We start from the raw sequence: 21,800 nt of genomic DNA, 5'->3' as shown, positions 1-21,800 counted from the left end.
AGCGGCCTTCGGTGAACGATCCGTCTTACCCGTGCGCGCCGATCAGATTCACCACCTTGATATTGCGCGTGTCAGGCACTTCCGCATACGACAGCACCTTCAGCTGCGGCAGGCTGCGGCGCAGGAAACGCGCGAGCATCGGCCGCAATGCGTGCTGCACCAGCAGCACCGGCGCGAGCCCGAGGTTCTGCTGACGCGTCATTGCCTTCTGGGTTTCGTTCAGCAGCGTGTGTGCGAGCCCCGGTTCGAGACCGGGATTGGAACCGGTCGAGAGCGCCTGCGACAACACCCGTTCGAGATTCGAATCGAGGCCCATCACTTGCATGTCGCCGGTGCCCGGGAACCACTGCTGCGTGATCGCGCGACCGAGCGCGAGACGCACGGCGGCGGTGAGATCGTGCGCGTCGGTAATCTTCGGCGTGTGCTCGGAGAGCGCTTCGAGGATCGTGCGCATGTCGCGGATCGGCACACCCTCTTCCAGCAGGTTTTGCAGCACCTTTTGCAGCGTGGTGAGCGGCAGCGACTTCGGCACCAGATCGTCGACCAGCGACGGCGTGTCCTTCTGCATCCGCTCGAGCAGTGCCTGTACTTCCCGTCGGCCGAGCAGTTCGGATGCATGCGTGACCACGAGGTGATTCAGGTGCGTCGCCACCACCGTGCTCGAATCGACCACCGTGTAGCCGTACACCTGCGCCTGTTCGCGCAGGTTCGTGTCGATCCAGATGGCCGGCAAGCCGAACGCGGGGTCTTGCGTCGGTGTGCCCGGCAGCGCGGCGGACACTTGCCCCGGATTGATCGCCAGCCACTGGCCCGGATACGCTTCGCCAACGCCCACTTCGACGCCCTTCAGCGCGATGCGATAGCCGTTCGGCCGCAATTCCAGGTTGTCGCGAATATGAATGACCGGCGGCAGAAAGCCGATTTCCTGCGCGAACTTCTTGCGGATGCTCTTGATCCGCTTGAGCAGTTCGCCGTCCGAGTTCTTGTCGACGAGCGGAATCAGCCGGTAGCCGACTTCGAGGCCGAGCGTGTCGATCATCGTCACGTCGTCCCAGCTCGCTTCGGTGTTTTCGACCGGCGCCATCGCGGCCGGTGCGACATCCACGAGCGCCGTGGTGTTCTTGCGTTCCTCCGCGCGCTTTTTCATGGTGCGGCCAAGCTGGATCAGACCGCCGCCGAGAATCAGAAACGCGAAGTGCGGCATGCCCGGAATCAGGCCCATCAGCACGAGAATGCAGCCGGTAATCACCAGCACGCGCGGATTCGTGAACAACTGGCCAGTGAGCTGCGTGCCGATGTCCTCGTTGGTCGCGACGCGCGACACGATCACACCGGCCGCCGTCGAAATCACCAGCGAAGGGATCTGCGCGACAAGGCCGTCACCAATGGTCAGCAGCGTGTAGTTCTTGCCCGCGGACGCGAAGTCCATGCCGTGCTGAACCATCCCGACGATCAGGCCGCCGACGATGTTGATCACCATGATCAGCAAACCGGCGATCGCATCGCCGCGCACGAACTTGCTCGCGCCGTCCATCGAGCCGTAGAACTCGGCTTCCTGCGAGACCTCGGAGCGGCGCTTGCGGGCCTGTTCTTCGTTGATGAGGCCGGCGTTCAGGTCGGCGTCGATCGCCATCTGCTTGCCGGGCATCGCGTCGAGCGTGAAGCGCGCGGACACTTCCGCGATCCGCCCCGCGCCCTTGGTGATCACCATGAAGTTGATCACCATCAGGATGATGAAGACGACGATACCGACCGCGAAGTTGCCGCCCACGAGGAAGTGGCCGAACGATTCGATCACCTGACCCGCCGCATCGGGGCCGGTATGGCCTTCGAGCAGCACGACCCGCGTGGACGCCACGTTCAGCGACAGGCGCAGCAAGGTCGAGAACAGCAGCACGCTCGGGAACGCGGCGAAGTCGAGCGGCTTCATCGTGTACATGCTGACGAGCAGCACCATCACGGAAAGCGCGATGTTGAAGGTGAACAGCAGATCCAGCAGGAACGGCGGCAACGGCAGAATCATCATGCCGAGGATCATGCAGATCAGCACCGGCCCGGCGAGGGCGCGCAAATTGGTGCCGCTCAAGGCATCGGGCCGTCGAGCGAGGAAACCGGCGCGAGCGTTCATGCGGAGGCTCCTGAAGCGTCGTCGTTATCTGGGTTGGCGGGGTTGAGCGTGTCGGCGGCTTCCTGATCGGCTTCGTCGTCCGATACGCCGCCCTTGTCGAGTTCCGCGGGCACGTCGAGTTCGGTCGGCGCCATCGGCACGGCGCCGCCCTCGGTTTTGAAGCGGCGTAACTGATAAACCCACGCGAGCACTTCGGCGACCGCGCCATACAGCGGGCCCGGAATCTCGCGGTTCAGTTCCACGTTGTGATAGAGCGCCCGCGCGAGCGGCGGCGCTTCCAGCAACGGCACGTTGTTTTCGGCGGCGATCTCACGAATCCGCGCGGCCACCAGGTTCACGCCCTTGGCGACCACCTTCGGCGCACGCATCTCGCCATCGGTGTATTGCAGCGCCACGGCAAAGTGCGTCGGGTTGGTCACCACCACGTCGGCCTTCGGCACGTTGGTCATCATGCGGCGGCGAGCAATCGCGCGCTGCTGCTGGCGAATCCGGCCTTTGACGTGCGGATCGCCTTCGCTTTCGCGGTGTTCGCGCTTCACTTCTTCCTTCGTCATGCGCAGCTTTTTGTGGAACTGCCACAGTTGATACGGCACATCGAGCGCGGCGACGACGAACATGCCCGCTACCGTCATGCCACAGCACACGGCGATCAGATGCGTGCCGTTGGCCAGTGCGAGCTGCAACGGCTGGGTCGCCAGCGCGAGAATCTCTTCACGGCGATTCCAGATCGCCGTCCCGCCGATCACACCGACCACCAGCGTTTTGACGAGAGACAAGCCGAGCTGGATCGGCCCGTTGATCGAAAACATCTTGCCGAGGCCGGCGATCGGATTGAGGCGGTCGAACTTCGGCTCGAGGCCTTTGGCCGACAACTGCCAGCCGCCGAGCGCCATCGGCGCAAGCAACGCGGCCGCGCCGGTGAAGCCGAGAATCGGCAGCAGCGCGTAGAGCCCTTCGCGACTCGCCACGCCCGCGCCGATCATCATGCGGCGGGTTTCGAAAGCGCAGGCATGATCGAACGTGAAGGCCGCGCGCAGCATGCTCTGCAAATGGTCGCCAATGCTGCCCGACATCCCCCACACGCCGAAGAACCCCGCCGCGAGCAGCGCAAACGTGGACAGTTCCCGCGAGCGCACGATCTGCCCTTCCTCGCGCGCCTTCTGCAGGCGCCGGGGAGTGGCTGATTCGGTTTTCTCGAGGTCGCTATCCTCTGCCACAAAAGCTCTCCAGTCGGCTGAGGCACGGCGCCTCTTTCCAGTGAGAGCGATTATTCCCGCTCGACGCAAGCACCGATCGGCGGATAAGGGCGGAGAAAGGGGGGTATTTCGAGGGATGAAAGCGCAGGCACGCCAGTCGGTCCGCCTTGCTGGCAGCGCCGGGGCGGCGCAACGGGACGGCTTCGGGTGGCTCTGGGCGAGCAGTCAGCATGGGGCCGCCCGCAGCGCCCGCTCGCGTTCGGCGCCGACGCCCACGCGAACTCGCGCGGGCGTCGGATGAACCTTCAACCGTTCAGTGCGGAGCCTTGATCAGAAGGCCACGTAAGGCGTCTGGCCGCCATTCGCGGTCTGATCGAGGCCGTAATAGACGTGGCGGCCATAGAAGAACGGCAGACCGAGATCGAAGCTGCTGTTGCCGCCGATCTGTCCGGCGAGGTCGTTGAACGCATAGTTGTTGCCTTTGCCGAACAGCGTGGCTGCGCTCAGAATGCCGATGCTGGCGCTGGCCCGGCTATTGTTCAGTCCGACCAGCGTCACCGAGCGGGTTTGCGCGGACGACGGGCAATAGAAGCCCGCATAGTTGCTGCCGCACAGCGCGAGGGAGCTATCGGCAAAGAAGTAGCCGTTCGAGCCCGAATCGAGGAACGCCTGCACCGTCGTGCCATTGAACACGCTGTTGTTCAGATTGCCGTAGGTGTCGGTGGTGAAGACCTGGGCGCCGGTGAGCGCATTGTTCGACTGCGTACCGATGCCCAACACTAATGTGCCGGTAGCCGAGGGCGCGCCGGTGTCCGGCACCGGCGGCATCTGCACGATCACACCGTTGTTGTCGGTCGGGAAATAGGCGACCGGATTAGCCACCTGTTGGGCGAGCGGCACCGGCGTGCGGGTACAGGAGGCGCCGCCCGGACACGCGAAGTAGTTGCTGTAATTCGCCGCCGTCGACGCGTTCGCGCAGGTCGCGCCGCAATCCGTGGTCGAGTTGCCGATGCCGAGAATGCCGTTGGCGCCGAGATCGCCGACCGTGTTTTGCGGCGAGCCGCTGCCACAGCCAGCAGTAGGCACGGTGCTGGAGTCCTTGTCCCCGATGATCTGCAGCGGGATCGCCGCCGTGGTTCTCTCACTGCCGATCGCAATGGTCGCGGTGCGCACGGTGCCCCACGTGAAGCCGTCCGCGAAAGTCGCGCATTCGGCGAGCTGCGCGCCGCTGCCGCTGACGGTGCCGACGGGCAACGCATTGAGCACGGAAGCGTTCAGGGCCGAGCTGACCACGCGCAACCCGAACGAGCCGGTATCGACCTGGATATTGTTGATCGTCTGGCAATTCGAGCTCGAGCCAGGCGCGCAGATGGTCACGCTGACCGTCGGAATATTGACGACCCCACTTACGCCCGGGCCAACTGTGATCGGCACGGTGTTCGCCGCAGTCGCGGCGATCGGTTGCTGGATCGGGCTGGCCGGCAGCGAGCCGCCGTTCAGCGTGGTCGACGAATCGCCGGAACTGCCGCCACCGCCGCCGCACGCGACGAGCGCCGATACCAGCGCCAGGGCCGCGACAGCCTGCATCCAACCCTTGAACTTCACAGCAATATGCTTGGTTCGCATGTCTCGTCCTCGCTATTACTGGATGTCGGAACCGCTGACGCCGGCGGGCAACGCCGGGGGCAACCACGCCTGACCGCTGAACGCGCCCATATGTCCGCCGGAGCGCACCACGAGGCTGCTCTGGTCGACCGCGACAGGGCCACGGCCGCCGCCGCGCGACGCGCGTGCGGCCTTCACGCCGGCCACGTATTGCGGGAAATAGTTGCCTAGCAGGTCGTTCAGATCCGGCATTTGCGGGCCGTGCCATGCAATGCCGAAGACGGAGCCGTCCGCGGCGAGATATTCGCGAATCACGGTGCCGCTGCCGAGCGTGGTTTCACGCACGGTATAGGACGTGGAAGACGTAGAAGCCGAGGTGGAGGAAGCCGCGCTGGACGCGGAGCGCATCACGCTTTGCGCCGCATTGGCGGCGCCGCTACCGGGCTGAATGGTGCGGGACGAGACCGACGCGTCCGAAGGAGGCGTCATGGGGGTGCCGCCCAGTCCCGCATGAGCGGACTGCACGGCGATAAGCGAACAAGGCAAGGCAAGCGCCGTAACGATCCCGGCGCGGCGTACACGACTCCACATGACGAAGCTCCTCCCGATCTGCTGCTCGGCTCGCATCCGCGCGAACCGGCTGCATTTATGCAAATCATACGACACGGCTGCGGTGGCACCGCGAGGAGGTTCCCCACCGTGCCACCGGCCGGAGGCAGCCTCCTCCGGCACGCCGTGGCGCTGCTTGAGGTCGTAGTATGCCTGTGGTTTGTGTCCGCGGGCAGCAAGCACGCGCGAAGGCGTGGCTTGCTATGCGTCATCGTCCTGTCGCGCGACCCGGTGCGGCGGTCCGCGAAGTGCAGCAGTGGTGAGGCGGCTTCGGCAGGTCAGAAGCCGAGGCTGGCCAGCAGATCGTCGACTTGCGACTGGTCCTGCACCACATCCGTTTTGCCTTCCGGATTGATCTGCGGGCCGTTCAGCAGATGTTCGGGGCTGCCGGTCGGCGAGACTTCGGCCGCCAGCGCCGCCGCGTTCGCCGCGAACTGCTCGCGCCGTTCGAGCGCGATGTTCTCGACCAGCACGCCGAGCAGTTGCTGCTCGATCAGGTACACAACATCCGTGATCTTCTTGATGACCTGGCCGGTCAGATCCTGGAAGTCCTGCGCCAGCATGATCTCCATCAACTGCGCGTTGGTCGCGCTCGCCGCCTCGGGCACGCCGCGCAGGAAGGTTCGCGTGTCGTCCATCAGCGCGCGCACTTCCTCGCGCTCGATCGGCGCCGCGTACCACTGCTCCCAACGCGCATCGAGTTTGCCCGCGTCGTCCTTCAACTGTTCCTGGAGCGGCTTGGCGATGTCGATCGCGGACAGCACGCGCTCGGCGGCCTGCTCCGTCATATCCGCGATGTACTTCAGACGGTCGCGAGCATCGGGCACGGCTTCCGCCGCACGTTCGACATGCTTGTCGAGCCCAAGCTCACGCATCGAGTCGCGCAGCGTGCGCGTCAGTTGTCCGATACGGGCGAGGATACGGTCGGACGCGAAGTCGCCGCTCTCATTGACCGCTTCGGCGCCTTGCGCGTTGGTCGGCAGATTCACATCAGCTCCCGGCTTTGGCCATCTTCTCGAGAATCTTGTTGAGCTTCTCGTCGAGCGTCGCGGCCGTGAACGGCTTGACGACATAACCACTCGCGCCGGCCTGAGCCGCCGCGATGATGTTTTCCTTCTTCGACTCAGCCGTCACCATCAGCACCGGCAGGTGCGTCAGGTTGGCGTCGGCGCGGATTTCCTTGAGCATGGCCAGACCGTCCAGGTTCGGCATGTTCCAGTCGGAGATCACGAAGTCGTACGTGCCTCCGCGCAGACGCGCGAGACCGGCCTGGCCATCTTCGGCTTCGTCGACGTTCGAGTAGCCGAGCTCTTTGAGCAGGTTGCGGACGATCCGGCGCATCGTCGGAAAGTCGTCAACCACCAGAATCTTCATTCCCTTATCCATTTCATTCCCTTTGCTTTTTCCATGGTGCGGCGCCTGACTGCCTCAAACCGCGTCTCAAATCCTGCTGGCGCGCATCATACCCGCTGAACGCGATCGCCCATCGACGACAGACGCGCCATCACACGCCGGCTCATTTCCGGCAACGACGCGATCTCGTCGGCCGCGCCGAGCGCAATCGCTTCACGCGGCATGCCGAACACGATACAGCTCGCTTCGTCCTGCGCAAGGGTATACGCCCCTGCTTTTTTCATGTCCAGCAGTCCGGCGGCGCCGTCGCGCCCCATCCCGGTCAGAATCACCCCGACCGCGTTCTTGCCCGCGTGCTGCGCGGCCGAACGGAACAGCACATCCACTGACGGACGATGCCGGTTCACCGGCGGTTCGTCCGAAAGGTGAGCAATATAGTTCGCGCCACTGCGAGCAAGCAACAGGTGAGCGTGGCCAGGCGCGATATACGCATGTCCCGGCAGTACGCGTTCGCCGTGCTCTGCCTCTTTAACGGTAATCCGGCACAAACCATTGAGGCGTTGCGCAAAAGATTTTGTGAAGCCCGGCGGCATATGCTGCGCGATCAGCACGGCGGGCGCGTCCGGCGGCAGCGGCACGAGCACTTCGCGGATCGCTTCGGTGCCGCCCGTCGATGCGCCGACGATAATCAGCTTCTCGGTACTGAGCAGCGGATTGTTGAAGAGCGGCGCGGCGCCGACCGGCGCATGCGCGGCATGCGTGGCCGCGTGCTGCACCGGCGCGGCCTGGCGCACGCGCGCGCGGGCCGCCGCGCGAATCTTGTCGGCGAGCTTTTCGGAATAGTCGAGCATGCCGTCGCGAATGCCGACCTTCGGCTTGGTGACGAAGTCGACCGCGCCGAGTTCCAGCGCGCGCAGCGTGATTTCGTTGCCGCGCTCGGTCAGCGACGACACCATCACGACCGGCATCGGCCGCAGGCGCATCAGCTTCTCGAGGAAATCGAGGCCGTCCATGCGCGGCATTTCGACGTCGAGCGTCAGCACGTCCGGGTTGTGCTGCTTGATGAGCTCGCGCGCGACCAGCGGGTCGGGTGCGGTCGCCACCACCGTCATGTCCGGCTGGCCGTTGATGATTTCCGTCATCAGGCTGCGGATCAGTGCCGAATCGTCGACGCACAGTACTTTGATCTTTTGCACAGCGCTCACGCCTCCTCTGTAGTTCTGGCGTTGTTTGAGTTAATCGGGCGCGGCGTGGTCCCGAACAGCTCGACCTTCGGGCGGCCTGCTGCGGGCGTCGAAAACAGCTCGACCTTGGGTTTCGACGCGGCCGGCGTCGAGAACAATTCCACCCGCTTGCGCGCCGCGGCGAGCCGCTCGGCGCGCGCTTGCGCGCTTTGCCGCATCAGCGCCTGTTCGCGCTCGGCCACGCCCGCTTCCTGCTGCAGGCGCAACTTCTTCACCATCACCTGGCCGGTGCGCGGCATGAACGCCACCTTGCGCGGGTGCGAGCCCTGCAAGTCCTCGGCGACGATGCGGATCTTTTCGAGCGCCAGATAGCGGCGCACGAACTCCGAATTGCGATCGCCGATGTTCATCGTGGTCATGCCCGCGAGCACCGCGCCGCCGCCAAACACCTTGGCTTCGAAGCGCTCGCGCCGGCCGCCGGCCTTGATGAGTTCGTTGATCAGCACTTCCATCGCGTACGCACCGTAGCGCATCGAATCCGATGCGGGCTGGCCGACGTCCGCGCCGTCGTCGGGCAGCATGAAGTGATTCATGCCGCCGATACCCGCCGTGCGATCCTGAATGCAGGCCGCCACGCACGAGCCCAGCACGGTGACCAGCACCATGTCTTCGTGGGTGGTGTAGAACTCGTTGGGCAACAGCTTCACGCCGGGGCGCTGGAAGTGGTTGTCGTAGTACAGATTGGTCGCGATCGGCAGGGCGCTGCTCATACCGTCACCCCGCTCGTCGTGTGGCGCGCCGCGGTTGCGCTCGTGCGTGCCGCCGTCCGCTCGCCGGCGGCGTCGCGCGTCAATTCGTAGACGGTCTGGCCGCGCAGCTTGAACGCTTGCGTGACGTACGTGAAGTTTTCCGAATGACCGGCGAACAACAGCCCGCCCGGCTTCACCAGCGGCTCGAAGCGTGCGAGCACTTGCGCTTGAGTCGGCTTGTCGAAATAGATCATCACGTTGCGGCAGAAGATCGCGTCGAATTGCGAGCGCAACTGGTAATCGCGGTCGGTCAGGTTCAGTTGCTGGAAGCGCACCAGCGCGCGCACTTCCGGACGCACCTTGACCATGCCGGCATGCGCGCCGGTGCCCTTCAGGAAGAAGCGTTTGAGCCGCTCGGGCGACAGGTGCTTCACCTGGTCGAACTGGTACATGCCGGCTTCGGCCTTGGCCAGCACCTGCGTGTCGATATCGGTGGCGAGCACGGAGGCCTGGCGCGCGCCGCTCTCGCCGAGCGCTTCGATTAGCGTCATCGCGATCGAGTACGGCTCCTCGCCGGTCGAAGCCGCCGAGCACCATACCGAAACCGGCTGCGCGCGGCGCGGCACGAACTCGGCGAGGATCGGAAAGTGGTGCGCTTCGCGAAAGAAGGCCGTCAGATTGGTGGTCAACGCATTGGTGAACGCTTCCCACTCGGCCGGATCGTTCTCGGCTTCCAGCAGATCGAGATACTGCTTGAACGTGTCGAGGCCGCGGGTGCGCAGACGGCGCGCCAGCCGGCTATACGCCATATCGCGCTTGTGATCCGACAGCGAGATGCCCGCGCTGCTGTGGATCAGTTCGCGAATACGGGCGAAATCCGCCGACGTGAACTCGAAGTCTCTTCCCTGTTCGCCGGACCTAACCGGCTCCGCCCGTTCGGGACGGTGCTGTGCGCGCGTTGCCATCATGAAGATTCCTGCCTGCGATACGAGCCATCCCGCTTTCCGCCCAGGCCGTTTGCCTGAGAAGAAGGGATTGTGTTCGCGGGGTCGCGCCCGCCCGCGAGTTCTGGCAACACGCAGTCGGCCCGCGACACGCTGCTAAAGCGTGCTTCGATGATTCGCCCCTCATGGAGCGAGATGTCGAATGACTGCATGTCTTTGTGCCACTTCCTAGAATGTTTCCCAGTCCGCGTCCGAGCTTGCCGTGGCCGCGCTGACGGCGGCCGGACGTGCTGCGGATTCGGATGGCGCACGGGCCGGCTTCGGCTTGAGCGCCGGTTCGACGCGTGCCGAGCCTGCATCGTGATTGACCGACGCCTGCGCGGTGTTCGTTGCCGCCGTAGCCGCAACCGGATGCGCTGCGCCATGCGCGGACACCTGCGGCGCGGCTTTGGCGGCCGGCTTGCTCTTGCTGCCGGTGACGCGAGGCTGCGCCGTGTGCGGACGTACCGGTGCGCTGCTGCGCACCGCCGGGCCGCCGGCCACTTTCCAGCCGTTCACCACCGCCTGCAATTGGCGCGTCTGATCTTCGAGCGAAGCAGCCGCGGCCGCCGCCTGTTCGACCAGCGCCGCGTTCTGCTGCGTGACTTCGTCCATCTGCACGACGGCGCGATTCACCTGTTCGATGCCGCCCGACTGCTCCTCGGACGCCGCGCTGATTTCGCCCATGATGTCGGTCACACGGCGCACGGCCTGCACGATCTCATCCATCGTGGTGCCCGCGCGGCCGACCAGCGCCGAACCGCTTTGCACCTTGTCGACCGAGTCGCCGATCAGTTCCTTGATTTCCTTCGCGGCACTGGCGCTGCGCTGCGCGAGGCTGCGCACTTCGCCGGCCACCACGGCAAAGCCGCGGCCCTGTTCGCCGGCGCGCGCCGCTTCGACTGCCGCGTTCAACGCGAGAATATTGGTCTGGAAGGCAATGCCTTCGATCACGCCGATGATGTCGACGACCTTGTTCGAGCTGCTCGCGATATCCTGCATGGTCGTGACGACCTGGCTCACCACGTCGCCGCCGCGCGTGGCGATATCGGACGCATTGACCGCCAGCTGGCTCGCCTGACGCGCGTTCTCGGCGTTCTGCCGCACGGTGCCGGTCAGTTGCTCCATGCTCGACGCGGTTTCCTGCAACGAGGCAGCCTGCTGTTCGGTGCGCTGTGAGAGATCGGTGTTGCCCATCGCAATTTCGCGGGCGCCGGTGTCGATCGATTCCGTGCTGCTGTGAACCGCTTTCACCATCGTCGACATGCTGTCCTGCATGCGCTTGATGCCCGCGAACAACCGCCCGATTTCATTGCTGCTGAATACGTTGATCGCCTCGGACAGATCGCCCGAAGCAATGCGCTCGAAGCACGCCGTCGCGTCGGCGAGCGGCTGCACGATCAGGCCGCGCAGCGCGAAACGGATACCCACCACCATCAGCAGCGCGAGCGCGGTGATGGCGATGATCAGCGTGGTCATCAGCGAGATGTTCGATTGCGCGCTCGCCTGCTGATCCACGGCGTGTTGCTGCAAGCTCTTGATCACAGCGGCCGCGGCGTTGTCGTAAGCCACGAACCACGGACTGATCTTCGTGTCCGCGATGGCGTGGTAGGCCGCCAGATCGTTCGCGCGCAGCGCGGCGAACTCTGCCTCCATGCCGTCACGCATCAGCGCCGTACGGCGCGTCAGCAGTTCGTCGAGTTGCGCCTGCTCCACGCCGTTTTTGGGTGCGTCCAGATAAGCCTGCCAGCTCTGATTGCCCTTGCCGTACAACTCCTGCGCACGATCGAGCACCTTCTTCGCCTGCTCCGTGTCGCCCGCCGCGCTCAACGCATTGAAGCGGTCCAGCGACACGCGCGAGCGCAGTAGATACGACGAAGCTTCGTCGAGCGCATGAATGGCGACCAGATCGCCGCGCGCAATGCGGTCGAGCGATTGACTCGCGCGATTCAACGCGCTCAGCCCAAGTACGCCGACCGTCACGGTCAGCGCGACCAGAATGATCCCCACCATCGTCAACGACGTGCGAATCGACCACCTGCTCAACATTTCGATGCTCCCTATCCCAATCGTTCGTGAAGGCTGCCGCCGTTAGACGCCGAGCGTTTCGATCAGCGCCATTTCGCGGCTGGTCATGAGCTTCTCGATGTCCATCAGGATCAGCATGCGGCCGTCGACGGTGCCCAGCCCCGTGAGGTACTCGGTCGTCAGCGTGGCGCCGAATTCCGGCGCGGGCATGATCTGGTCGGTGGCGAGCGTCAGCACGTCCGACACGCCGTCCACCACCATCCCGACCACGCGGTGCGCGACGTTCAGGATGATCACCACCGTCTGGTGGTCGTACTCGACACGGCCCAGATGGAACTTGATGCGCATGTCGACGATCGGCACGATGATGCCGCGCAGATTGATCACGCCCTTGATGAACTCGGGCGCATTGGCGATACGCGTCACGTTGTCGTAGCCGCGGATTTCCTGCACCTTGAGAATGTCGATGCCGTACTCTTCGGCGCCGAGCGTGAAGACGAGGAACTCCTGACCGCCGGCGTCTGCCTGCTGCACGTCGCGCCGGCCAGTCGTACCGTTCGCGTTCGCGACGCTCGAATTGATGGATTGGACTTCTGCCACGTTAGCCCCCAAACGGTTGGGATGAAATGAGTTGATTAAGAGTCGAGACGAGTTTGACCGGCATCATGCGAGGCTCATCGCGCCATGCGCGTTGCGCGTTTCGCGGTTCAACGCGGCCACGTCGACGATCAGCGCGACGCTGCCGTCGCCGAGAATGGTCGCGGCGGAAATGCCGTGCACCTTGCGGTAGTTCGTTTCCAGATTCTTCACGACCACCTGTTGCTGGCCCACCAGTTCGTCGATCAGCATCGCAAAGCGGCGCCCCTCGGTTTGCATGATGGTGACGATGCCTTGCGTGGGTTCCTGCTTCGCGTCTTCGACGTTGAACACTTCGTGCAACGCCACGAGCGGCAGATATTCACCGCGCACCCGCACCACACGCTCGCCGTTGGCCACCGTGTAAATATCTTCGGCTTGGGGTTGCAGCGACTCCATCACGAAGTTCAGCGGCAGAATGAAGATCTCGTTGCCGACCTTGACCGACATGCCGTCGAGAATCGCCAGCGTGAGCGGCAACACGATGCGCGTGGTGCTGCCCTTGCCGGCGTGCGAGGTGATTTCCACGTGACCACCCATCGACTGGATGTTCCGCTTCACCACGTCCATGCCGACGCCGCGGCCCGACACATCCGTGACCTGTTCCGCCGTCGAGAAGCCCGGCAGGAAGATCAGGTTCCAGACTTCTTCGTCGGACATGGTCTCGCTGACCTGCATGCCCTGCTTGGCCGCCTTCGCGAGAATCTTGTCACGGCGCAGGCCCGCGCCGTCGTCGCTCACTTCGATGACGATGTTGCCGCCGTGATGCGCCGCCGACAGCACCAGCTGGCCGGTCGAATCCTTGCCCGCCGCGCGCCGCGCTTCCACGGTTTCGATGCCGTGGTCGAGACTGTTGCGCACGAGGTGAGTCAACGGATCGATGATCCGTTCAATGAGGCTCTTGTCGAGTTCGGTCGCCTGACCGAAGGTGACGAGTTCCACTTCCTTGCCGAGTTTCGCCGCCAGATCGCGCACCAGACGCGGGAAGCGGCTGAACACGTAATCCATCGGCATCATGCGGATCGACATCACTGCTTCCTGCAGATCGCGCGCATTGCGTTCGAGCTGCGCCATGCCGTTGAAGAGCCGGTCGTGCAACGCCGGGTCGAACGTGCTGGTGGTTTCCGCGAGCATGGCTTGCGTGATCACCAGTTCGCCGACCAGGTTGATCAGCTGATCGACCTTTTCCACGCCGACGCGAATCGAGCTGCCTTCCGCTCCGCCTGCCGCCGCAGCCGGACGTGCCGCCTTGCGGTCGTGCTCGGCGGGCGCGGCCGCGCTTGCTGCTTGTGTCGTTGCTGCTTGAGTTGCTGCTGCCTGAGCCGGCGCCGCTGCGCCAGCCGCCGCGGGTTGAGCCGCGCCAGACGCCGGCGCGGCCGGTGCGTCGAACAGGCCGTGCGTGGCCGCCGAAGCGGGTGCAGCGGTGCCGGCAGCCGGTGCCGGCGATGCTGCGTGTTCCGCCTGATGGGCCGGTACTGCTTGCGCCGGGGACGAATCGGCAGCGTCGGGCGTTCCAGGTTCGCCTTGCTGCGTCTCTTCCGCCGGTGCGGTGCCGCGGCCGATCACGATCTGACTTTCGTCGATCACGAAACAGCACACGGCGATGATGTCGTCGGAGGTCACATCGGTCGCGAGCCACAGCGTCAAATCGCCGCCGCTCTTGACCTGCCCGACAATGTTGCCCAGGTTGCCGAGCTCTTCGGCCAGCAGTTCCTGGTCCTTCTCACCAACGCCCCGTAGCGTAATTTTCAGATGGGGACCGGCGCTGTCATCCGCACCGCCGGCACCCGCGGCTTGCCCGGTCTGTGCCGGTTCGCCGTCAGTCCATCCACCCGCTGCCTGGACCGCCTGTTCGACGACGTGCTCCGGCGCGGACCCTCCCTGATTTGCCTCTGTTGCAATGGGTGCCGCGGCTGCGGCAACCGGCGCCGCAGCGGGCGCGCCGCCGCCGACGCTCTCCGCGTGCAGCCGTTCGAGCTTCGCGCAGATCGCACGAGCGGTGGCCGCATCCGGCTCGGCGCTCGCGCGGTAATCGGCCAACTGGCCCGACAGCACGTCCTTGGTTTCGAGGAACGTGTCGATCATGTCCTTGCGCAGCACGAGTTCGTTATTGCGCGCGCGATCGAGCAGCGATTCGAGAATGTGGGTCGTTTCCGTCAGCGCGGTAAAGCCGAAGGTCGCCGCGCCGCCCTTGATCGAATGCGCCGCGCGGAAAATGGCCGCGAGGTCTTCGGGGTCCGGATGCGCGATATCCAGATTGAGCAGCAACTGCTCCATCTGCGCGAGCAGTTCGTCCGCTTCGTCGAAAAACGTCTGATAGAACTGAGTGATGTCGAGTGTCATGCCTGGGTCACCGCGAGAGTTCCTGTCTAGGCGTGGGCTACCGTGCCGCCGCGTCGAGAGCTTCTATAACTGGGTCTATGAGTGGTGCTTATGCGTGATCTGGCTCGGCTAACGCCGCCACCAGTTCGGTCAGCATGTCCGGGTCGAGCGGCTTTTCGATCCAGCCGGTCGCGCCCGCGGCCCGCGCCGCTTCCTTGAACGGCTCGCCCGATTCCGTCGTGAGGACGAGGATGGGCGTGGCCTGGTAAGCCGGGTTGTTGCGTAGCGCGGCGATCAGATCGAGACCGGTCTTGCCCGGCATGTGCTGATCGGTGAGCACGAGATCGAACGACATGGCGAGCGCGTTTTCGAGCCCTTCGTTGCCGTCTGCCGCGAGCGTCACCTCATAGCCGGCCGTCGTCAACGTGGCGGCGAGAATCTGCCGCATCGATGCCGAATCGTCGATTGCCAGGATGTGCCTGATCATGAAAACCTCGCTGCACCTACGCTATGGATCGCCCCGCGCTCCGCGCCGGCAGGGCGCGTGAGCCAGCGGAACGATCGCTGTCTGTTACTGGGCCGCCGGCGCTACCGCCGGCAACTTCGGGGCAACCGTTACCGGTTGCGCAAGCTTTTGCAGCAGCGGCTTGGAGCCGGCTGCGTCGTCCGACAAGGTCGTCGTGGTGGAATCGTCGTGATTCAGCGCGTCCTCCGACTTCCTGTTCAACACGATGATGCTGATGCGGCGATTCTCCGGATCCATCGGGTCCGCCTTGTTCAGGTTTTGCGTCGACGCGAGGCCGAGCACGCGCATCACCTTCGCTTCATCCATGCCGCCGGCGATCAGTTCGCGGCGCGACGCATTGGCGCGGTCCGCGGACAATTCCCAGTTGCTGTAGCCCTTCTCGCCGCCCGCGTATTGCGCGGCGTCGGTGTGTCCCTGCACGATGATGCGGTTCGGCACGTCGTTCAGCGTGTGGCCGATTTCGCGCAGGATGTCGCGCATATACGGCTCGACCTGGTCTTTCGCGGTCGCGAACATGGGCCGCTTCTGCGAGTCGACGATTTCGATACGCAAGCCGGTCAGCGTCGAATCAATGCGGATCTGCTGCTTGAACTGGCGCAGCACCGGATTCGCTTCGATCGCGGCCATCAGCTTGACCTGCAGATCGTGCAGGCGAACCTGCTCGCGACGCTCCAACTCGCCCTGCAACTGCTTCATCGACTCTTCGCTGCCGTGCACTGCGGTGTGTTCGGAACGGTTGTTCGCTCCGTCGCTGGAGCGCGTCACGCCTTGCGCGTCGGTCGAAATGTCGCGGCCGCCGCCCTTCAGAATGCTCGAATCCTCCGCGCTGCGGTCACCGCCCCACAGCGTGATCTTCAGCGGCTGATTGAAGTAATCGGCAATGCCCTTCAACTGCACGGTGGACGCCGAACTCAGCAGCCACATCAGCAGGAAGAACGCCATCATCGCGGTCATGAAGTCCGCATACGCGAGCTTCCAGGCGCCGCCATGGTGGCCGGCTTTCTTCGGCGCGGCGCGCTTGACGACAATGGCGCGGTCTTTGTCCTTGCTCATGGGTTCGGTTTCCGGTGGCCTTTACTTGGCCTTGACGCGGCGCACGTGCTCTTCCAGCTCGGCGAACGACGGGCGTTCGGTCGAGAAGAGCACCTTGCGGCCGAACTCGACGGCGATCGCCGGCGCGTAACCGTTCAGGCTGGCCAGAATCGTCACCTTGATGCACTGGAACATCTTGGTCGACTCGGTCACGCGCTGTTCGGCGACGCTCGCGAGCGGCCCGATCAGCCCGTACGAAAGCAGAATCCCGAGGAAAGTGCCGACCAGCGCCTGGGCGATCATCTCGCCGAGCACCGCTGGCGGCTTGTCGGCGGAGGCCATGGTGTGCACCACGCCCATCACCGCGGCCACGATACCGAACGCCGGCATCGCGTCGCCGACCTTGTTCAGCGCATGCGCGGGCGCCTCGCCTTCCTGGTGGTGCGTCTCGATCTCCTCGTCCATCAGGCTTTCGATCTCGAACGCGTTCATGTTGCCGCCCACCATCAGACGCAGGTAGTCGGTGAGGAATTCGATGATGTGATGGTCGGCAAGAATCTTCGGGTATTGGGTGAAGATCGGACTCTTCGACGGATCGTCGATGTCCGCTTCCAGCGTCAGCGTGCCTTCCTTGCGCGCCTTGGCCAGCAGGACGTAGAGGAGCGCCATCAGCTCCATATAGACGTCCTTGTTGTACTTCGCGCCCTTGAACAGGGTCGGAATGACGCGCAGCGTCGCCTTGATCGTCTTCATTCCGTTACCGAGAATGAACGCGCCGACGCCAGCGCCCACGATCATCAGCACTTCAACGGGCTGCAGCAGCGCGCCGAGATGGCCGCCTTCCAGCGCGTAACCGCCGAAAACGGACAAAAGCGTCACGAGTGTTCCCACGAAAATCAGCACTGCCGAGCCCTCACAAAGAAGCGACGGTGACCGTCGTTATTCAGGTTTACGGCAAAGGAACAGAAAACTTTGGTGGAAATGTGGCTCGGCGATCCGGTGTAAACCAGAGGTCGAGGTCAGCGGCCCGGTTCAATCGGGCCTTGGGCGAGCGGGCTGGAAGGCCCGCCCCATGGGACGCGGGCGGCGGACCGCACTTGCGCGGCCGCCTTGCGGGTCAAGCTTCGAGGGCGGCGAGGCTCTCGCGGGCCCGGGCGTCGGCAGATTTCTTTGTCTTACCGGCGCGCGAGGGCGGCTGGCACAGTCCGCAGACGAACGCGTGCTGCGGATCGTGCGCGTGTGCGACAAAACGTCCCCCGCAGCGGCAGCAGGCGGTCATTTGCAGCATCCCGGAGTCGAAAAAGCGCACCAGCGTCCACGCGCGCGTGAGACTGAGCACGGGCTCGTCGTCGTGCAACCGGACGTGCTCCAGATACAGCCGGTAGCTCTTCACGATCGACTGGATCGTCAGGCAACCGCCGTGTCCGGCCATGAAACGGTAGATGTTGTAGAACAGCGATGAGTGAAAGTTCGGCTGCCAGGTCATGAACCAGTCGGTCGAAAACGGCAGCATGCCTTTGGGCGGCGAAACCCCTTTCAATTCCTTGTACAGCTTGATCAGGCGGTCGCGCGACAGACTGGTTTCGGCTTCCAGCAATTGCAAACGCGCGCCAAGCTCGATCAGTTCAATGGCCAGGGTGATCTCCCTGACTTCGAGCACAACACTTTTATAGGCCATCCGTTGGCGTTTCCCCGGTCCTGATTATTCGGCTTTGAATACAACGTGCCATCAGCCGAGCTGCTCGACCGGCTGGCTTGCCATCAGGATCGCGGAATGCGCCTGTGCCACGGCGCTGGATTTGCCTTTGTCCGCCAGAGCGGACAGCACGGCATGGTCGTCGAAACGGAAACGGCACAACACCTGATTGGACGCCGCCAGCTTGACGGTCTGCGCCAACGACAGATTGGCGAGCACATCGGCTAACTGGTCCGAAATCCCCATGCGAAACATGCCCATCGGCTTGTCTTCGCGCAGCAGTCGCTGTGCGAGCAGGAGATAAGACAGGTTGACTTCTCTGATCTCATTGAGCATTTCGCTTGTCGCGCTCATGATTCCCCCGGGGTGTATCTGGCTGGTCAGGCCGTTACGAAAACGTTTGCTCGGACGCGCGCGCTTAAACCGCACGAATCGGCTCGTTTCTGGTCTTGCGAGCATTGTGTCGAAAGGGGGAGCGGACGAAAATCGGATAGACACCCAGCCTTGTTGACGGATAAATCCGTCATTCATGTAGGAATTTTTCCTACAAAGTCGTGTAAGGAAGGGGCTGAGGAGGACTTATTGACGCGCAGTCTGGACGGCTATGCGCGTTGAATGACTGCCTGAGGTGATGCGGAATGAGGCCGAAGGGTGAGCCTGGCTAACTCACGCTCCGCACCGTTGCTGCGGTGAGGCCGAATTATAAGACGTTTTCACTTCCGCGTAATCCGCCCAGTGTAGGCGCCGCGCTCGGACGGTCGGGCCCGCGGATTGCTCATAGAAAGCGCTGCGTTCGAATAAAACGGCCGGGTTTCGCTCTCAATTATCGGGACTGCCTTCCAGACGACCTGTAACGACGCATGTTTCGCGCTGTAACAACATTAAGCGTTTGAAAAATAACTCGAATTCGCGCGGTCGATCCCGATAATGAAGCTAAGGGATTACCCGATGCAGGTTCGGAACACCCCCGGGCGGCGGCTTACCGCGCCCAACCGTCCGTCAGGCATTCACTCCTCGCTCTACTCGAGCGCCGCTGTGCGATGCCGATCTGATTAGGAGAAAACGCATGCGAATCGCACAAATTGCGCCGTTGTATGAAGCCGTCCCGCCGAAACTCTACGGTGGTACCGAACGCGTCGTATCGTATCTGACCGAAGCACTGGTCGGACTCGGCCACGACGTCACGCTGTTTGCGAGCGGCGACTCGGTCACCTCCGCGAACCTCGACGCCTGCTGGCCTCGTGCGCTGCGCCTCGATCCGACGATCCGCGACGCGCTGGCTCCGCACATCCTCATGATGGAAAAGGTGCGAAAGGTCGCGCACGAATTCGACGTGCTGCATTTCCACCTCGACTACATGCCGTTCCCGCTTTTTACCACGATGGACACGCCGTTCGTGACGACGCTGCACGGCCGCCTCGACTTGCCGGAACTGCAACCGGTATTCGACGCGTTCTCGGACGTGCCGGTGGTGTCCATTTCCGATTCGCAGCGTGCGCCGCTGCCGCAAGCGAACTGGCTCAATACGATTTATCACGGCTTGCCGGAACAGCTGTTGACGCCGCAAACGCACAAGAAGCCGGAATACCTGGCGTTCCTCGGCCGTATTTGCCCTGAGAAGCGCGTCGATACAGCCATCAAGATCGCTGCACAAAGCGGTTTGCCGCTGAAGATCGCCGCCAAGGTGGACAAGGCCGACCAGGAATATTTCAAACGGGAGATCGAGCCGCTGCTGTCGCAGGCGCACGTGGAATTCGTCGGCGAGATCAATGAGGCGCAGAAGCCCGAGTTTCTCTCCGGCGCGAAGGCGCTGCTGTTCCCTATCGACTGGTCGGAGCCGTTTGGCCTCGTGATGATCGAATCGATGGCGTGCGGCACGCCGGTGATCGCCTTCAACCGCGGCTCCGTGCCGGAAGTTATCGACCACGGCGTGACGGGTTATATCGTTGAGGACGTACAAGGAGCGGTCGCGGCGCTGCAACGCCTGGACGAACTGTCGCGCACCGAAATCCGCGCCCAGTTCGAACGCCGCTTCAGTTCGAAGACCATGGCGCAGAATTATGTGGACGGCTATTCGGCGCTGATCGAAGCCACGCGCCGCCCGGTGCTGCGTCAAGTCGCGGTGGGCTAACGTGGCATTCGAGCGGCCGTGGCAATTTATGCGCTCGGCCGCTCGAGTGTTCGAATCCGCCTGATGTGCCGATTCCGATTTGCTGATGAATAGCGGGGCATTTCGTCGTGTGAATCGTTTGCGCGAACGGTAAATCCCACTTATCCCGCTTCTTGTCCAAAAAAGCCGCCCCTCAAGGGCGGCTTTTTTAATACGGGTATGGATGCGCTTCCATCGCGGATTAGCGCTCAACCAATAAAGCCGGAGTGCCAATAACCTTCAGTTGGCTTTCGTCTCTAGCGGCAATCGACTCAAGCCGCGCCAATCAGAAAGCGCTCGCGATTCTTGCCGACGATCCACTTGGGCGGTTTGCCACGCCCGCTCCACGTATTTCCCGATTTTGGGTCCTGGTATTTCGCCGGCAGCGGCGCCTTCTTGGGCGGGCGACCGCGCTTGGCAGCGACGGCAAAGCCTAAATCTTGAGCCGTGAGACCGTATTCAGCGATCTTTTGGCGGATGTCGGCGACCACGTTGTCGATTTCGGTACGCCGCGCTTCTTCTGCCTGTGCCTGCAATTTGGCGATCTGCGCCTTGAGGTCTGCATATTGAGACATTCCGGTTCTCCCCTTTTTAGAACTCATTGGCTCGCAGACTAACTGCAATTATAAAAATTCGCAATGGACAACAATACCGATTTAGCGAGATATCCTCTGATAATTATTAACACGAATGAATTGTTAAACCCCCTCTTTATCTCGCAATAATAGGTAAGCACGATGCCACATTGACAATTCTTGACACCCGAATTGGCAACCTTTCCCTAGAATTGCGCGCTCAAGGCATGGCATCCGGACTTAGCCGTGCGTGCTAGCGGAAACGTCATTTTTTTAGGATTACCAATCATGCAGTTGTCAAAACGCCTCGCTGCCGAATTGTTCGGCACCTTCTGGCTCGTGCTGGGGGGCTGTGGCAGCGCTGTCCTCGCCGCCAATTTCGCCGGCCCGGTTCACGGGCTGGGCATCGGGTTCGTGGGCGTGTCGCTCGCCTTCGGCCTGACCGTACTGACAATGGCTTACGCAATCGGCCACATTTCCGGCTGTCACCTGAATCCCGCGGTGAGCGTCGGCCTGACCGTCGCCGGCCGCTTTCCGGCTCGCGATCTGCTGCCGTACATCGTCGCGCAGGTGATTGGCGCGGTGTTGGGTGCGCTGGTGCTGTCGTTGATTGCATCGGGCAAGCCTGGTTTCGACCTCGTTGCCAGCGGTTTTGCCAGCAATGGCTACGGCGAGCGCTCCCCGGGTCACTACTCGCTCGCCGCGGCATTCATTTGCGAAGTGGTGATGACCGGCTTCTTTCTCTTCGTCATTCTCGGCGCGACCGACAAGCGTGCGCCTGCCGGCTTCGCGCCGATCGCCATCGGTCTGTGCCTCACGCTGATTCACCTGATCTCGATCCCGGTGACCAATACGTCGGTCAACCCGGCGCGCTCCACCGGCCCGGCGCTGTTCGTCGGCGGTGCGGCGGTGGATCAGTTGTGGCTGTTCTGGCTTGCGCCGGTTCTCGGCGCGGTGGTCGCCGGCGTGTTGTATCCGGCCCTCGCCGAAAGCCGCGGCGGCAATTCTCAAAAGCTCGCGCTCGACTGA

The 21,800-nt window shown here is 63.3% G+C and carries 20 protein-coding genes; 2 read left to right on the top strand and 18 right to left on the bottom strand.

The window, feature by feature from the left end; translation table 11 throughout:
- Positions 1–25: 25 nt before the first annotated feature.
- The 17 genes from flhA to flhD form a co-directional block, all read right to left on the bottom strand.
- Positions 26–2,128 (bottom strand): flagellar biosynthesis protein FlhA, encoded by a 2,103-nt coding sequence (gene flhA, locus P0D71_RS06495; protein ID WP_091798019.1) that lies wholly within the window; start codon positions 2,126–2,128, stop codon positions 26–28.
- On the bottom strand, positions 2,125–3,345 hold the full coding sequence (flhB, locus tag P0D71_RS06490) for a flagellar biosynthesis protein FlhB (RefSeq protein ID WP_408479511.1): 1,221 nt from the start codon (positions 3,343–3,345) through the stop codon (positions 2,125–2,127). Before flhB ends, flhA begins: the two co-directional genes overlap by 4 nt.
- A 309-nt stretch (positions 3,346–3,654) precedes the next feature.
- Positions 3,655–4,950, bottom strand: coding sequence for a DUF3443 domain-containing protein (locus P0D71_RS06485; protein ID WP_408479510.1), 1,296 nt, complete (start codon positions 4,948–4,950; stop codon positions 3,655–3,657).
- A gap of 15 nt (positions 4,951–4,965) precedes the next feature.
- Positions 4,966–5,520, bottom strand: coding sequence for a DUF2844 domain-containing protein (locus tag P0D71_RS06480; protein WP_408479509.1), 555 nt, complete (start codon positions 5,518–5,520; stop codon positions 4,966–4,968).
- A 296-nt stretch (positions 5,521–5,816) separates the two neighbouring features.
- Positions 5,817–6,527 carry a protein phosphatase CheZ gene (cheZ, locus tag P0D71_RS06475; protein WP_408181612.1) on the bottom strand — a complete coding sequence of 237 codons (711 nt, stop codon included), beginning with the start codon at positions 6,525–6,527 and terminating at the stop codon, positions 5,817–5,819.
- A gap of 1 nt (position 6,528) precedes the next feature.
- Positions 6,529–6,924: a chemotaxis response regulator CheY gene (cheY, locus tag P0D71_RS06470; protein WP_007179968.1), complete on the bottom strand. Its 396-nt coding sequence runs from the start codon at positions 6,922–6,924 to the stop codon at positions 6,529–6,531.
- A gap of 74 nt (positions 6,925–6,998) precedes the next feature.
- Entirely contained in the window at positions 6,999–8,087 is a 1,089-nt protein-coding gene (locus tag P0D71_RS06465) for a protein-glutamate methylesterase/protein-glutamine glutaminase (protein ID WP_408181615.1), read from the bottom strand.
- A gap of 5 nt (positions 8,088–8,092) precedes the next feature.
- Positions 8,093–8,845: a chemoreceptor glutamine deamidase CheD gene (gene cheD, locus P0D71_RS06460; RefSeq protein ID WP_091798001.1), complete on the bottom strand. Its 753-nt coding sequence runs from the start codon at positions 8,843–8,845 to the stop codon at positions 8,093–8,095.
- Positions 8,842–9,792, bottom strand: coding sequence for a CheR family methyltransferase (locus P0D71_RS06455; RefSeq protein WP_091797998.1), 951 nt, complete (start codon positions 9,790–9,792; stop codon positions 8,842–8,844). Before P0D71_RS06455 ends, cheD begins: the two co-directional genes overlap by 4 nt.
- A gap of 204 nt (positions 9,793–9,996) precedes the next feature.
- The gene (locus P0D71_RS06450; protein WP_408479508.1) at positions 9,997–11,856 is read right to left on the bottom strand and encodes a methyl-accepting chemotaxis protein; all 1,860 of its coding nucleotides are present in this window, start codon (positions 11,854–11,856) and stop codon (positions 9,997–9,999) included.
- Between the two features lie 42 nt (positions 11,857–11,898).
- Positions 11,899–12,435 carry a chemotaxis protein CheW gene (locus P0D71_RS06445; protein WP_091797992.1) on the bottom strand — a complete coding sequence of 179 codons (537 nt, stop codon included), beginning with the start codon at positions 12,433–12,435 and terminating at the stop codon, positions 11,899–11,901.
- 63 nt (positions 12,436–12,498) lie between these two features.
- Positions 12,499–14,814 carry a chemotaxis protein CheA gene (cheA, locus tag P0D71_RS06440; protein ID WP_408479507.1) on the bottom strand — a complete coding sequence of 772 codons (2,316 nt, stop codon included), beginning with the start codon at positions 14,812–14,814 and terminating at the stop codon, positions 12,499–12,501.
- Between the two features lie 88 nt (positions 14,815–14,902).
- Positions 14,903–15,280, bottom strand: coding sequence for a response regulator (locus P0D71_RS06435; protein WP_408181625.1), 378 nt, complete (start codon positions 15,278–15,280; stop codon positions 14,903–14,905).
- Positions 15,281–15,364: 84 nt separating this feature from the next.
- A complete protein-coding gene (gene motB / locus P0D71_RS06430; RefSeq protein WP_091797984.1) occupies positions 15,365–16,372 on the bottom strand; it encodes a flagellar motor protein MotB in 1,008 nt (335 codons plus the stop codon).
- A gap of 21 nt (positions 16,373–16,393) precedes the next feature.
- Positions 16,394–17,254, bottom strand: coding sequence for a flagellar motor stator protein MotA (motA, locus tag P0D71_RS06425; RefSeq protein WP_006050895.1), 861 nt, complete (start codon positions 17,252–17,254; stop codon positions 16,394–16,396).
- Between the two features lie 214 nt (positions 17,255–17,468).
- Positions 17,469–18,029 carry a flagellar transcriptional regulator FlhC gene (flhC, locus tag P0D71_RS06420; protein ID WP_091797981.1) on the bottom strand — a complete coding sequence of 187 codons (561 nt, stop codon included), beginning with the start codon at positions 18,027–18,029 and terminating at the stop codon, positions 17,469–17,471.
- 51 nt (positions 18,030–18,080) lie between these two features.
- On the bottom strand, positions 18,081–18,401 hold the full coding sequence (flhD, locus tag P0D71_RS06415; protein WP_006050893.1) for a flagellar transcriptional regulator FlhD: 321 nt from the start codon (positions 18,399–18,401) through the stop codon (positions 18,081–18,083).
- 712 nt (positions 18,402–19,113) lie between these two features.
- Between flhD and P0D71_RS06410 the strand changes: the two genes are divergently transcribed.
- Positions 19,114–20,178 carry a glycosyltransferase family 4 protein gene (locus tag P0D71_RS06410; protein ID WP_091797975.1) on the top strand — a complete coding sequence of 355 codons (1,065 nt, stop codon included), beginning with the start codon at positions 19,114–19,116 and terminating at the stop codon, positions 20,176–20,178.
- 290 nt (positions 20,179–20,468) lie between these two features.
- Here P0D71_RS06410 and P0D71_RS06405 read toward each other — a convergent pair whose 3' ends face one another.
- Positions 20,469–20,771 (bottom strand): H-NS histone family protein, encoded by a 303-nt coding sequence (locus tag P0D71_RS06405; RefSeq protein ID WP_007179981.1) that lies wholly within the window; start codon positions 20,769–20,771, stop codon positions 20,469–20,471.
- Between the two features lie 288 nt (positions 20,772–21,059).
- Here P0D71_RS06405 and aqpZ point away from each other — a divergent pair, with 288 nt between their 5' ends.
- Positions 21,060–21,800 carry an aquaporin Z gene (aqpZ, locus tag P0D71_RS06400; protein WP_091797972.1) on the top strand — a complete coding sequence of 247 codons (741 nt, stop codon included), beginning with the start codon at positions 21,060–21,062 and terminating at the stop codon, positions 21,798–21,800.

This window comes from Paraburkholderia sp. RL17-383-BIF-A, from assembly GCF_046028015.1.
Lineage (GTDB): Bacteria > Pseudomonadota > Gammaproteobacteria > Burkholderiales > Burkholderiaceae > Paraburkholderia.
This window is presented reverse-complemented; position numbering and strand designations above follow the sequence as displayed.

Bases quoted from the DNA above. Each gene is read 5' to 3' on its own strand.
- flhA (WP_091798019.1), bottom strand. From the start codon at position 2,128: ATGAACGCTCGCGCCGGTTTCCTCGCTCGACGGCCCGATGCCTTGAGC.
- motB (WP_091797984.1), bottom strand. From the start codon at position 16,372: ATGAGCAAGGACAAAGACCGCGCCATTGTCGTCAAGCGCGCCGCGCCG.
- P0D71_RS06450 (WP_408479508.1), bottom strand. From the start codon at position 11,856: ATGTTGAGCAGGTGGTCGATTCGCACGTCGTTGACGATGGTGGGGATC.
- P0D71_RS06435 (WP_408181625.1), bottom strand. From the start codon at position 15,280: ATGATCAGGCACATCCTGGCAATCGACGATTCGGCATCGATGCGGCAG.
- P0D71_RS06405 (WP_007179981.1), bottom strand. From the start codon at position 20,771: ATGTCTCAATATGCAGACCTCAAGGCGCAGATCGCCAAATTGCAGGCA.
- P0D71_RS06410 (WP_091797975.1), top strand. From the start codon at position 19,114: ATGCGAATCGCACAAATTGCGCCGTTGTATGAAGCCGTCCCGCCGAAA.
- flhD (WP_006050893.1), bottom strand. From the start codon at position 18,401: ATGAGCGCGACAAGCGAAATGCTCAATGAGATCAGAGAAGTCAACCTG.
- flhC (WP_091797981.1), bottom strand. From the start codon at position 18,029: ATGGCCTATAAAAGTGTTGTGCTCGAAGTCAGGGAGATCACCCTGGCC.
- P0D71_RS06480 (WP_408479509.1), bottom strand. From the start codon at position 5,520: ATGTGGAGTCGTGTACGCCGCGCCGGGATCGTTACGGCGCTTGCCTTG.
- aqpZ (WP_091797972.1), top strand. From the start codon at position 21,060: ATGCAGTTGTCAAAACGCCTCGCTGCCGAATTGTTCGGCACCTTCTGG.
- P0D71_RS06455 (WP_091797998.1), bottom strand. From the start codon at position 9,792: ATGATGGCAACGCGCGCACAGCACCGTCCCGAACGGGCGGAGCCGGTT.
- cheY (WP_007179968.1), bottom strand. From the start codon at position 6,924: ATGGATAAGGGAATGAAGATTCTGGTGGTTGACGACTTTCCGACGATG.
- cheA (WP_408479507.1), bottom strand. From the start codon at position 14,814: ATGACACTCGACATCACTCAGTTCTATCAGACGTTTTTCGACGAAGCG.
- P0D71_RS06485 (WP_408479510.1), bottom strand. From the start codon at position 4,950: ATGCGAACCAAGCATATTGCTGTGAAGTTCAAGGGTTGGATGCAGGCT.
- cheD (WP_091798001.1), bottom strand. From the start codon at position 8,845: ATGAGCAGCGCCCTGCCGATCGCGACCAATCTGTACTACGACAACCAC.